The sequence below is a fragment of the Leisingera sp. SA32 genome, from assembly GCF_056033425.1.
Genome location: NZ_JBVYHB010000003.1, coordinates 147,188 through 159,580, shown reverse-complemented (window position 1 = coordinate 159,580; position 12,393 = coordinate 147,188). Strand labels below are relative to the sequence as shown.

Genomic DNA, 12,393 nt, shown 5'->3' with positions numbered 1-12,393 from the left:
CAGCAGCTTAGTTCTTGGCGTAGAATTCGACGACCAGGTTCGGTTCCATCACGACCGGGTACGGCACGTCGCCCAGACCGGGAGTGCGCACGAAGGTTGCGGTCATCTTGGAGTGGTCGGCTTCCAGGTAATCCGGCACGTCACGCTCTGCCAGGCCCACGGCTTCCAGCACGACGGCCAGCTGCTTGGACTTGTCGCGGACTGCGATCACGTCGCCCTCTTTCACACGGTAGGAGGGGATGTTGACGCGCTTGCCGTTCACGGTCACGTGGCCGTGGTTGACGAACTGGCGGGCGGCAAAGACGGTGGGAACGAACTTGGCGCGGTAGACGACCGCGTCCAGGCGGCGCTCCAGCAGGCCGATCAGGTTTTCACCGGTGTCGCCCTTCACACGCTCGGCTTCGCCGTAGATGCGGCGGAACTGCTTTTCGGTCAGGTCGCCGTAGTAGCCCTTGAGCTTCTGCTTGGCGCGCAGCTGGATGCCGAAGTCGGACAGTTTGCCCTTGCGGCGCTGGCCGTGCTGGCCGGGGCCATATTCACGACGGTTCACCGGGGATTTGGCGCGGCCCCAGATGTTTTCGCCCATACGGCGGTCAATTTTGTACTTGGCAGACGTGCGTTTGGTCACGGCTGATCTCCTTCTTTAGGGGCGTTGCAGCTGTTTCCGAAAACCGGGTCCCACTGTCCGGGCTGCAGCTGCTTTCGCCGCCACGCCGTTTGTGTTCGCCTGTTCCAGGAGCCTCTGCAACAATCGAAGGGCGTTGTCCTCTTGCTCCGCATCCAGGATCCGGGCATGACAGGCATCCCCTTGCGGGGGCCACCAACACCAATGAAGCCGCGCTTATATAGGGGGCTGGGGCAGAGTCAACATCCACCTGGCCGGATTTGGCGAAAAGTTCCCTGCCCGCCCGCCGCGTCCGTGGCAGCCCCGCCTGCTGGTAGGGTTTCAGTCCTGCGCCGGGGCCGCGCCGTACAGGGTTTGGGCGGTGTCGCGCACAACCTCTGCCACTTGGGTCAGCTGCCGCGCAAGGGGGTTGCTGCGGCGCCAGATCATGCCGATGGTACGCGCAGGCTGCGGATCGGCAAAATGTGCAACCGACACCGCCGCCGAGCGGGTTTCCACCGGGATCGCCATTTCGGGGATCAGCGTCACGCCGATGCCAGCGCCGACCATCTGCACCAGCGTCGACAGCGAGCTGCCGTCGAGCAGCTCTCGCGGGGCGACGGACTGCATGTTGCAGAACGACAGCGCCTGATCGCGAAAACAATGCCCCTCTTCCAGCAGCAGCAGTCGCATTTCGCGCAAGCCTTCCGGGCCGGGAACCGGCTGTTGCGCGTCGCGGTCCGGGCGCACCAGTACGAAACGCTCGCTGAACAGCGCCACCTCCTCAAACGCCGGCTCCGAGACCGGCAAGGCGACTATGGCGGTATCCAGCCTGCCCTCCCCCAGTTCCTTGAGCAGTTTCGGCGTCACAGTCTCGCGTATGCGGATGTCGGCTTCGGGGTGGTCACGGGCGAGCGTGGCCACGATGGCCGGCAAAAGATAGGGCGCGATGGTCGGAATGACCCCGATCCGCAGCCGCCCCGCCAACCCGTCGCGCGAGGCCCGCGCCAACTCTCCCAGCTCATCCACCGAGCGCAGGATGCCGCGCACCCGTTGCACCAGATCCTCCCCCAGGCTGGTCAGCCGCACCTGACGCGCCCCCCGCTCCACCAGCTGCACGCCCAGCATTTCCTCCAACTCCTTGATTTGAACCGACAGGGCAGGCTGCGACACGGCGCAGGCGTCCGCTGCGCGGCCGAAATGGCGGTGCTGGGCCAAAGCCTCGAAATAGCGCATCTGGCGCAGAGTCACGTTTATCATAGGAAATACCTATCACTGCGATGAGAAAATGCAACTTAGTCCAATCGACTTCCTCTGCTAGTGTCTCTCCAGAACGTCGCACAGGCTTGGGATAGTAGCGGATCCGCCGCCTGACACGAATCGCAACAAGAAATGCAGCCACGATCGGAGACTAAAATGGACGGCAACACCCCCGCAGGAAAATGCCCGGTAATGCACGGCTCGGCGCATAACACCGCCCGCGGCGGCGGCACCAGGAATCAGGACTGGTGGCCCAACCAGCTGGATCTGCGGATCCTGCATCAACACGCGGCGAAGTCGAACCCGATGGGCGCCGACTTCAACTACCGCGAAGAGTTCAAGAAGCTTGATCTGGAGGCCGTGAAGAAAGACCTGCACGCCCTGATGACCGACAGCCAGGACTGGTGGCCTGCGGATTACGGCCATTACGGCGGTCTGTTCATTCGCATGGCCTGGCACAGTGCCGGCACCTACCGCAGCGCCGATGGCCGGGGCGGCGGCAACACGGGCAACCAGCGGTTTGCGCCGCTGAACAGCTGGCCGGACAATGGCAACCTCGACAAGGCGCGCCGGTTGCTGTGGCCGATCAAGCAGAAATACGGCAACCGGATCTCCTGGGCGGACCTGATGATCCTGGCGGGCAATTGCGCGATCGAATCCATGGGCGGGCCGGTGTTCGGTTTTGGCGGCGGCCGCGCGGACGTCTGGGAACCGGAGGAGGACATCTACTGGGGCTCGGAGACCGAGTGGCTGGCCACCAGCGACAAACCCAACAGCCGGTATTCCGGCGAGCGCGAAATGGAATACCCGCTGGCGTCGGTGCAGATGGGGCTGATCTACGTGAACCCGGAAGGGCCGGACGGCAACCCGGATCCGATCGCCTCTGGTTTTGATGTGCGCGACACCTTTGCGCGCATGGGCATGAATGACGAGGAAACCGTGGCGCTGGTGGCCGGTGGGCACACCTTTGGCAAGGCGCATGGGGCTGGCGACGCCGGTCTGGTCGGGGTTGAACCCGAGATGGCGGATGTCGAGCACATGGGCCTGGGCTGGATCAACACCCACGGTGTCGGCAACGGCAGTGACACCACCACCAGCGGCATTGAAGGCGCCTGGAAACCCAATCCGACCAATTGGGACATGGGCTATTTCGACGTGCTGTTCGGCTACGAGTGGAAGCTGGTCAAAAGCCCGGCAGGCGCGCATCAGTGGGAAGCGCAGGACGTGAAGCCGGAGCATATGGTGGTCGACGCCCATGACCCCAACAAGATGCACCCGCCAATGATGACCACCGCCGACATGTCGCTGCGCATGGACCCGGTGTATGAAGAGATCTCGCGCGATTATCACGCCAACCCGGAGAAGTTCGCCGATGCCTTTGCCCGCGCCTGGTTCAAGCTGTGCCACCGCGACATGGGGCCAAAAGCGCGCTATCTCGGCGACGAGGTGCCGAGCGAGGATCTGATCTGGCAGGATCCGCTGCCTGCTGTCGATCACGCGCTTGTGGATGACAGTGACGTGGCGGAACTGAAGACCCGCATCCTGCAATCCGACCTGACGGTGCCGGAGCTGGTTTCAGTGGCCTGGGGTGCGGCCTCGACCTTCCGCGGCTCGGACTATCGCGGCGGCGCCAATGGCGCGCGTATCCGCCTGGCGCCGCAAAAGGACTGGGAGGCAAACCAGCCCGAACAGCTGGCCCGTGTGCTGGATGTCCTGGAGCAGATCCAGAGCGATTTCAACGCCACCGCCACGGCGGGCAAGAAAGTCTCGCTGGCCGATCTGATCGTGCTGGCGGGCAGTGCCGCGGTGGAAGAGGCCGCACGTGCGGCAGGCCACCCGATCGAGGTGCCGTTCACACCGGGCCGCACCGACGCCAGCCAGGAGCAGACCGACATTGAGGGGTTTGCCGTGCTGGAGCCGGAAGCGGACGGATTCCGCAACTTCCAGAAGGGCACGTACAGCATCCCGGCGGAAAAACTGCTGGTCGACCGCGCCCAGCTGCTGGGGCTTGGCGCGCCGGAAATGACGGCGTTGCTGGGCGGGCTGCGGGTGCTGGGCGCCAACCATGGCGACAGCCGCCATGGGGTGTTCACCGATCGCGTCGGGGTTCTGAGCACCGATTTCTTTCGGGGCATCGTCGATATGGGCACCAAGTGGCTGCCCACGGAGGACGGGCTGTATGAAGGCCGGGACCGCGCCACCGACACGCCGAAATGGACGGCAACCCGGGCCGATCTGGTGTTCGGCTCCAACTCGCAGCTGCGCGCCCTTGCAGAGGTCTATGCCCAGGATGATGGCGTCGGCAAATTCGTGCACGACTTTGTCGCTGTTTGGGTCAAGGTGATGGAGGCGGACCGCTTCGATCTGGCGGCCTGATCCGGTGCGGCCCCGCCGCGGCGGGGTCGGCAAACAACCAGGGGCGCATCGGATCGACCGATGCGCCCCCTTTTTCTGTGCTGCGGTTGCGCCTTGCCAGCATAAGGGCGCATCAGCCGCGCAGCCTAGCCCGACAGTTTGTCCAGCAGTCCGCGGGTGGAGCCGTCCTTGCCCTCGGCCGACGCCCCCTGCACCATCGGCAGCAGCGAATTTGCCAGTTCTTTGCCCAGCTCGACGCCCCATTGGTCAAACGCGTTGATGCCCCAAATCGCGCCTTCGACAAACACCCGGTGCTCATAAAGTGCGATGATCTGGCCCAGCACAAACGGCGTCAGCTTGCGGTACGCCAGCGTGACAGAAGGCCGGTTGCCCGGAAAGCTGCGGTGACGGGCCAGGGTTTCGCTGTCGATGCCGCCTGCGGGCGTCGCGTTGGCGGCAAGCGCGCGGGCCTCGTCCAGCGACCGGCCGCACATCAGCGCTTCGGACTGGGCGAGGCAATTGGCCTTCAACAGGTCGTGGTGGTGCTGAAGGTCCGGTTCATGCGCTTCGGCAGCGATCAGGAACTCGGCGGGCACGATCTGGGTGCCCTGGTGCAGCAGCTGATAAAACGCGTGCTGACCATTTGTACCAGGCTCCCCCCAGACAATCGGACAGGTCGCACGGTCGACGGTTTCGCCATTGATCCTGGTGCGCTTGCCGTTGCTTTCCATCTCCAACTGCTGAAGATAGGCGGGCAGCCGTTCCAACCGCTGGTCATAAGGCAGCACCGCCCGCGAGGCATAGCCGCAGATATTGTTGTGCCAGATCCCGACCAGCGCCATCATCAGCGGCAGGTTCTGCTCTGCCTCAGCGGTGCAGAAATGCCGGTCCATCGCCGCGCCGCCCGCGAGGAAGTCGCGGAAATCTGCGGCCCCGATGGCCAGCATGATCGGCAGCCCAACTGGCCCCCACAGCGAATAACGCCCGCCGACCCAATCGGCAAACCCGAATACGCGGTCTGCCGTGATGCCCAGCTCCGCCGCCTTGTCCGGCGCCGAGGAGACGGCCGCCAGGTGGCCGGACGCCTGCTGGCCCACCGCGCCTTCCAGCCAGCGGATGGCGGTGGCGGCATTGGTCATCGTCTCCACCGTGGTAAAGGTCTTGGAGGCGATGATGATGAGCGTTGTTTCCGGGTTCAGCCGATCCAGCGTGTCGCGCACATGGGCGCCATCGACGTTGGAGACAAAATGGCAGCGAGGCCCGTCGTGATAGGGTGCCAGCGCGCGCACCGCCATCAGCGGGCCGAGGTCGGAGCCGCCAATGCCGATGTTGATCACATCGGTGAATTTACGCCCCGCCGGGGTCGCGATGGCGCCCGTGCGCACGCCTTCGGAAAACTCTTCCAGCCGTTGCAGCATCTCCGCGATGTCGGGGCGCACATCCGCGCCGTCGACCGGCAGCGGATCGCCGCCCTGCGCGCGCAAGGCGCTGTGCAGCACGGCGCGGCCTTCGGTGATGTTGGCAATGCCACCGGCAAACATCTGGTCGCGCTTGGCAGCGACATCCGTCGCCGCGGCCAGGTCCAGCAACGCGGCACGGGTGGCCGCGTCGATGTTGGTCTTGGAGTAGTCCAGCAGCAGCCCGTCTGCCTCGGCTGAAAAGCCGTCAAAACGCCCGGCGTCGGCATCGAACAGCGACAGGATCAGACGCCCCGAGGCGGCGGTATGCAGCTGTTCCAGCGTGGTCCAGGCGCCGGTCATGAGTCGCGGCCCAGCTGGCTGGCCTCAGCCGCCAATTGCTTGATGGCGTCCCAGTCACCGGCCTGCACCAGATCCTTGGGCGCGACCCAGCTGCCACCGGCGCAGACCACGTTGGGCAGGCTCAGGTAGCTGTCGGCATTGGCCGGGCTGACACCGCCGGTGGGGCAGAAGGAAATCTGTGGCAGCGGTGCGCCGATCGCCTTGAGCGCGGGCGCTCCACCCGACGCCTCCGCCGGGAAGAACTTGAGCATGCCATAGCCGCGCGCCAGCAGGCGCATCGCCTCGCTGGCGGTGGCAGCGCCGGGCAGGATCGGCAGGCCGATCTCCTCGCAGGCGTCCAGCAGCGCATCGGTGGCACCGGGAGAGACGCCGAACTGCGCGCCCGCCGCCTTGGCGGCCTCGGCATCGGCGGGGGTGACCAGCGTGCCAGCCCCGACCACGCCGCCGGGCACCTGCGCCATCTCGCGGATCACGTCCAGCGCCGCCGCCGTGCGCAGGGTCACCTCCAGTGCGGGCAGACCGCCCGCGACCAGCGCCTCTGCCAGCGGACGGGCGTGGGCGGCATCATCAACCACCAGCACCGGCATGATCGGCGCCATGGCACAAATTTCGCAGGTCCGCAGGCTGGCTTCTTTCGCGGTCATGACCATTTCTTATACTCCAAATACGCTTGCGCCTTGGTCGGCCGATGCGACCGAGCGGCGGAAAAGAGAGAACAGCTCCCGTCCGGTGCCGTGCTGATAAGACGACAGATCGGCAGTGACAGCCTCGCGCTCCAGCACGGTCGGGTCGAGGATCTCGAGGCTGCCGGTCTTGGCATCCACCCGCAGCATGTCACCATCGCGGATTTTTGCAATCGGTCCGCCATCCAGCGCCTCCGGCACCACGTGGATCGCCGAAGGCACCTTGCCCGACGCCCCGGACATGCGCCCGTCGGTGACCAGGGCCACCTTCTGGCCGCGCCCCTGCATGATGCCGAGGAAGGGTGTCAGGCTGTGCAGTTCCGGCATACCGTTGGCCTTTGGCCCCTGGAAACGCAGCACCAGGATCACGTCGCCCGTTGCCAGCTCGCCTGCCTTGAAGGCGGCCTTGGCCTCCTCCTGATCGTGGAACACCCGCGCGGGCGCTTCGACCACGTGATGTTCAGGAGCCACCGCCGAGACCTTCATCACCGCGGTGCCGAGGTTGCCGGTCAGCCGCTTCAGCCCGCCGGTTTTCTGGAACGGATCCGAGGCCGGGCGCAGTACCTTGTCGTTGAGGCTCTCCTTGGGGCCAGCGCGGAAGGTCAGCCCCTCGTCGCCCAGGAAGGGTTCCTGCACGTAATGTTCCAGCCCCTCGCCCGCGACGGTGCGGGTATCGGGATGCAGGTAGCCGGATTTCAACAGCTCACCGATCATGTACCCCAACCCGCCTGCGGCGTGGAAATGATTCACATCTGCCAGCCCGTTGGGATAGACTCGCGCCAGCAGCGGCACCACGTCCGACAGCTCTGCAAAATCCTGCCAGTCGAGGATGATGCCCCCGGCCCGCGCCATGGCGATCAGGTGGATCAGCAGGTTGGTGGAGCCACCCGTGGCCATCAGCCCGACAATCCCGTTGGCATAGGCCTTTTCGTCCAGCACATCGCAGACCGGGGTGTAGTTGTTGCCCAGCGCACTGAGCGACAGCGCGCGTTTTGCGCCCTCCACTGTCAGCGCCTCGCGCAGGGGGGTGCCGGGATTGACAAAGGAGGCGCCGGGCAGGTGCAGGCCCATGAACTCCATCAGCATCTGGTTGGTGTTGGCGGTGCCGTAAAATGTGCAGGTGCCGGGGCCATGGTAGGCGGCCATCTCGGCCTTCAGCAATTCGGCGCGGCTGACTTCGCCGGCGGCGAATTTCTGGCGGATCTTGGCCTTGTCGTCATTGGCGAGCCCGCTGGTCATCGGCCCCGCCGGCAGGAACACGGCCGGCACATGGCCAAAAGCCTGCGCGCCGATCACCAAGCCCGGTACGATCTTGTCGCAGACCCCGAGGTAGACCGACGCGTCAAACACATTATGGCTGAGCGCAACACCGGTGGCCATGGCGATGGTGTCGCGGGAAAACAGGCTCAGCTCCATGCCGGCCTCGCCCTGGGTGACGCCATCGCACATCGCAGGCACGCCGCCAGCCACCTGTGCGGTGCCACCCGCCGCGCGGATCGCGTCACGGATCAGGGTGGGATAGGTTTCAAACGGCTGATGCGCCGACAGCATGTCGTTATAGGCGGTGACAATGCCCAGATGGCCGGTGGTGGCCTCCGCCAAGGTAGACTGGTCCGGGCCAGCGGCGGCATAGGCGTGCGCCTGCCCCGAGCAGGACAGATGCGCCCGCGCCGGGCCTTTGCGCCCCTGCGCGCGCATCCGCTCCAAATAGGTGCTGCGGGTCTCTTCGCTGCGCCGGATGATACGTTCCGTGACCGCGGCCAAGGTGGAGTTCAAGCTCATGTCAGATGCCTTTCCGGTGTCTGTCCTGCTGCGGGTGTTCAGTTGCCGATGCTACGCCAGCGGCGGCCGTCGCGGTGGATCAGCAACAGCGAGTCATCGGGACCGGCGCTGCCGCTGTCATAGGGTTGCGGCGCCTCGCCGCGGTCTTCCCAACCGCCGATTATGGGATCTGCCCAGGCCCATGCGGCCTCGACCTCGTCGCCGCGCATGAACAGAGTCTGGTTGCCGCGGATCACATCCATGATGAGACGTTCATAGGCGTCCTGCGGGCGACCGGATTCCGGCAGTTCCTCGGCGAAGGTCATGTCCAGGTTGGCCCCTGTCAGCCGCATGCCGCCCGGGCCAGGATCCTTGATGGTGGTGCGCAGGGTGATGCCCTCGTCCGGTTGCAGGCGGATCACCAACACGTTGCCATCCACCGGGCCGGAGCCTTCGAAGATGTTGTGGGGCGGGTCGCGAAAGAACACCGCGATCTCGCTGACGCGCTCGCGCAGGCGCTTGCCGGTGCGCAGGTAAAAGGGCGTGCCCGCCCAGCGCCAGTTGGCGACCTCGGCCTTCAGCGCGATATAGCTTTCGGTGCGGCTGGCCGGGTTGCCTGCGTGGTCGCGGTAGCCGTCGCCTGCGCCGCCATCGCTGCGGCCGCGGTATTGGCCGCGGGCGATGCTGGTCTGTGGTACGGGGCGCAGCGCCTCGATCACCTTGACCTTTTCGTCCCGTACCGCGTTGGGGGTGAACCGTGCGGGCGGCTCCATCGCGGTGAGGCACAAGAGCTGCATCAGGTGGTTCTGCACCATGTCCCGCATGGCGCCGGATTTATCGTAATATTCGCCCCGACCTTCGACGCCGATACTTTCGGCGACGGTGATCTGCACGTGGTCGATATGCGAGGAGTTCCACAGCGGCTCAAACAGCGAGTTGGCAAAGCGCAGCGCCATCAGGTTCTGCACGGTTTCCTTGCCCAGATAGTGGTCGATCCGATAGATCTGCTGTTCCTGAAAATGCGCCCGCAGCGCCGCATTCAGCTGCTGCGCCGAGGCCAGATCATGGCCAAAGGGTTTCTCCAATACGATGCGGCTGTCCGGCGTTGCGATGCCCGTCTCGCTGAGGCGGCGGGCGATGTCGGGGAACAGAGACGGCCCCACCGACAGGTAAAAGGCCCGCACCGCATCCTCGCGCAGCTTTTCGTGGATCTGATCCCAGCCACCGGTGCCGCGCGCGTCGACGGCAACATAGTCCAGAAGCTGGGTGAACGCGTCAATCTCCGCGGTGGAGGTTTCCACGTCCTGGCCGAAATCCCGGATGGCCTCCGCAGTCTGGCTGCGAAACTCTTCGCCGCTCAGATCGCTGCGGGAGGTGCCAATAATGCGGCAATCATCGCCGAACTGGCCGATCTGAAACCGGTGGAACAGCGCAGGCAGTATCTTGCGGCGCGCCAGATCACCGGTGGCGCCAAACAGCACCAGGTCAAAAGGCGCAACGGGAATGACACGCGAAACCATTGATTCAACCTCTGTCAGCCCTGGCGGGTGCCCCGGTTGGCGGATGCCTGCAACCCGGCGCGTCGTCCCGGCTGATTGTGACATGCCTCCGCCGGGAAACCAATGCAAGCGGGCAGGTGTTTACGTTACCGATAACGGTATCGATAACGCTCTCTCAAGTCAAGCCGTCGACACCGCCGTGCTGCGCGGGCATCTTGCCGCAGGGCCGCGCAATTGCAACCACCTGCAGTCGTGCGGTGCGCAAACTCCGGCCACAGGTCCGCAGTCAGCCCAGCACCCGGACCGAGGAAAGATCGCCAGGAATCCGGATGAGGTCCGCGGACCGGCCCGGCAGCAGCCGCCCGACACCGGCCAGCCCCATGACATCGGCAGGCACGCTGGTTGCGGCGGCCAAAGCCTGCTCCAGCGGCACGCCCGCTTCGGCCGTCAGCACCCGCAGGGCCGTGGTCAAGTCCAGATCCGCGCCCGCCAGCGTGCCATCCGCCAGGGTCAGCCGCCCGTCGCGGCGCGAGATCCTGCGCCCGGTGAGTTCAAACTCGGTCTGGTCGGTGCCAGCGGGCGACATCGAGTCGCTGACCAGGAATATCCGCCCCGGACCACGTTTGGCCGCCCAGGCGGCACGGATCACCTGCGGGTGCACATGGATGCCATCCGCGATCAATCCGGCGTTCAACCCCGGTGTCGCCAGGGCCGCGCCGACCAGGCCCGGCTCGCGGTTGCCCAGCTGGCTCATGGCGTTGAACAGATGGGTGACGCAGCTTGCCCCTGCCTTGGCGTAGGCCACACAGGTATCAAAACCGGCATCGCTATGCCCCAGTGACACCACAACTCCGGCGGCCACCAGCCCCCGCACCTGCGCCGCGGAAACGCTTTCGGGGGCCAAGGTCATCTTCAGCGCGGGCAAGGCCTGTGCGGCGGACACCAGCATGTCAACGTCAGCATCCTCCATCGGCCGCACCAAAGCGGCCTCATGCGCGCCCTTGCGGGCGACCGACAGATGCGGTCCCTCCAGATGCAGCCCGACGATGCCCGGCACCCCCGCCGCGATCGCCGCCTTGGTGGCGGCAATGGCAGCGCGGGTCTTGTCCACCGTGTCGGTGATCAGCGTCGGCAGGATCGTGGTCGCCCCAAGCGAACGATGTGCCGCTGCCATGCGCGCCAGCGCCTCCACCGTGGGCTCAGCGTTGAACAGCACACCGCCGCCGCCATTGACCTGCAAATCCACATAGCCCGGCGCCAGGATATCGCCGCCGAGATCGACGACCTCACTCTCCCCCACACCGACCTCCGGCCCGAGCGCGGCGATGCGGCCTGCCGCAACCCGCAGCGCGGCGTCCTCGTGGAACCGGACGCCATCAAAGATCCGCCCGCCGCGATAGAGGATAGCCTGTGCGCTCATACCGTTTCCGTCACTTTCTTGAGGTGGCGCGGCGCATCCGGGTTGATGCCACGCTGCGCCGCCACCTGTTCCACCATGGCGTAGAACGATACGACCGCCGCAATCGGATCCGCCAGCCAATGTCCGGTGCGCACATGCGGCAGCACCTGCGCCTGCTGGACCTTGTCACTCACCGCAAAAACCTGCGCGCCCTTGGCAGCCAGCGCATCGGCGACCTCCGCCAACAGCGGCTCAGCCGCGTCAGCCGCCGCAAAAGCAATGACCGGGAAGCCGCCCTCAACAATGCTGACCGGGCCGTGCAGCACCTCGGCGGAGGAGTAGCTTTCGGCGTGGATCTGGCAGGTTTCCTTGAACTTCAGCGCCGCCTCGTTTGAGATCGCCAGGCTCGGCCCGCGCCCGAGCGTGAACAACGAACTGCCGGTGATGGAAGCTGCCGCCGCGCTCCAGTCGCAGCGGGTGGCGGCATCCAGCTGCTCCGGCAACTTATGCAGGGCCACCAGCAAGTCCTTGTCGCCCTTCAGCTCGGCAATCAGCCACAGCCCGGCAATCAGGGAGGTGACGAAAGTCTTGGTTGCGGCAACGCTGCGTTCCGGTCCGGCGTGCAGCTGCAAGGTGGCTTCGGCCGCGCCCGCCAGCCGCGATTTGGGATCATTGGTGATGGCCACGGTGCTGGCGCCGGCGGCGCGCGCGCTTTCGGTCAGCCGCACGATGTCCGGGCTCCGCCCCGATTGCGAAATCGACAGGCACAACGCTCCCGCCACGTGCAGATCCGCGCCGTAAACCGAGGCCACCGACGGGCCGACCGAGGCCATCGGCAGCCCCAGCACCAGCTCGCTGGCGTATTTGAGGTAGGTGCAGGCATGGTCGGAGGAGCCGCGCGCGACCGACATCATGAACCGCATCCCGCCCGCGCGCGCCACGTCGGCTGCGGCTGCAATCGCCGCGCCGCCACCAGTCAAAAGCCGCTCTGCGGCAACGGGGATTTCTTCGATCTCCTGACGCATCAGGGTGGTCGTCGAGGTCATTTTGGCAGCCTTTTCATCAGATTTTC

General features: G+C 65.6%; 9 protein-coding genes. 1 reads left to right on the top strand and 8 read right to left on the bottom strand.

The window, feature by feature from the left end:
* Positions 1-7: 7 nt before the first annotated feature.
* Positions 8-628 (bottom strand): 30S ribosomal protein S4, encoded by a 621-nt coding sequence (gene rpsD, locus AC0IPL_RS05840; protein ID WP_474272721.1) that lies wholly within the window; start codon positions 626-628, stop codon positions 8-10.
* A gap of 318 nt (positions 629-946) precedes the next feature.
* Complete coding sequence (locus AC0IPL_RS05835) at positions 947-1,864, bottom strand: LysR substrate-binding domain-containing protein (RefSeq protein WP_474272720.1); 918 nt, start codon at positions 1,862-1,864, stop codon at positions 947-949.
* Between the two features lie 156 nt (positions 1,865-2,020).
* On the opposite strand from AC0IPL_RS05835, the gene katG reads away from it, so the two are divergent.
* A complete protein-coding gene (gene katG, locus AC0IPL_RS05830) occupies positions 2,021-4,240 on the top strand; it encodes a catalase/peroxidase HPI (RefSeq protein ID WP_474272719.1) in 2,220 nt (739 codons plus the stop codon).
* A 125-nt stretch (positions 4,241-4,365) separates the two neighbouring features.
* On the opposite strand, the gene pgi is transcribed toward katG, so the two are convergent.
* The 6 genes from pgi to AC0IPL_RS05800 all read right to left on the bottom strand — a co-directional run bounded on the left by pgi (position 4,366) and on the right by AC0IPL_RS05800 (position 12,367).
* A complete protein-coding gene (gene pgi, locus AC0IPL_RS05825) occupies positions 4,366-5,979 on the bottom strand; it encodes a glucose-6-phosphate isomerase (RefSeq protein ID WP_474272718.1) in 1,614 nt (537 codons plus the stop codon).
* Positions 5,976-6,629: a bifunctional 4-hydroxy-2-oxoglutarate aldolase/2-dehydro-3-deoxy-phosphogluconate aldolase gene (gene eda / locus AC0IPL_RS05820; protein ID WP_474272717.1), complete on the bottom strand. Its 654-nt coding sequence runs from the start codon at positions 6,627-6,629 to the stop codon at positions 5,976-5,978. Before eda ends, pgi begins: the two co-directional genes overlap by 4 nt.
* Positions 6,630-6,632: 3 nt before the next feature.
* On the bottom strand, positions 6,633-8,444 hold the full coding sequence (gene edd, locus AC0IPL_RS05815) for a phosphogluconate dehydratase (protein ID WP_474272716.1): 1,812 nt from the start codon (positions 8,442-8,444) through the stop codon (positions 6,633-6,635).
* 38 nt (positions 8,445-8,482) lie between these two features.
* Entirely contained in the window at positions 8,483-9,943 is a 1,461-nt protein-coding gene (gene zwf, locus AC0IPL_RS05810; RefSeq protein ID WP_474272715.1) for a glucose-6-phosphate dehydrogenase, read from the bottom strand.
* A 265-nt stretch (positions 9,944-10,208) separates the two neighbouring features.
* Positions 10,209-11,342, bottom strand: coding sequence for an N-acetylglucosamine-6-phosphate deacetylase (gene nagA / locus AC0IPL_RS05805; RefSeq protein ID WP_474272714.1), 1,134 nt, complete (start codon positions 11,340-11,342; stop codon positions 10,209-10,211).
* Entirely contained in the window at positions 11,339-12,367 is a 1,029-nt protein-coding gene (locus AC0IPL_RS05800) for an SIS domain-containing protein (protein ID WP_474272713.1), read from the bottom strand. Before AC0IPL_RS05800 ends, nagA begins: the two co-directional genes overlap by 4 nt.
* Positions 12,368-12,393: the final 26 nt, after the last annotated feature.

Coding starts and splice junctions, on each gene's coding strand:
- katG (WP_474272719.1), top strand. CDS start 2,021: ATGGACGGCAACACCCCCGCAGGAAAATGCCCGGTAATGCACGGCTCG.
- pgi (WP_474272718.1), bottom strand. CDS start 5,979: ATGACCGGCGCCTGGACCACGCTGGAACAGCTGCATACCGCCGCCTCG.
- eda (WP_474272717.1), bottom strand. CDS start 6,629: ATGGTCATGACCGCGAAAGAAGCCAGCCTGCGGACCTGCGAAATTTGT.
- edd (WP_474272716.1), bottom strand. CDS start 8,444: ATGAGCTTGAACTCCACCTTGGCCGCGGTCACGGAACGTATCATCCGG.
- zwf (WP_474272715.1), bottom strand. CDS start 9,943: ATGGTTTCGCGTGTCATTCCCGTTGCGCCTTTTGACCTGGTGCTGTTT.
- AC0IPL_RS05835 (WP_474272720.1), bottom strand. CDS start 1,864: ATGATAAACGTGACTCTGCGCCAGATGCGCTATTTCGAGGCTTTGGCC.
- nagA (WP_474272714.1), bottom strand. CDS start 11,342: ATGAGCGCACAGGCTATCCTCTATCGCGGCGGGCGGATCTTTGATGGC.
- AC0IPL_RS05800 (WP_474272713.1), bottom strand. CDS start 12,367: ATGACCTCGACGACCACCCTGATGCGTCAGGAGATCGAAGAAATCCCC.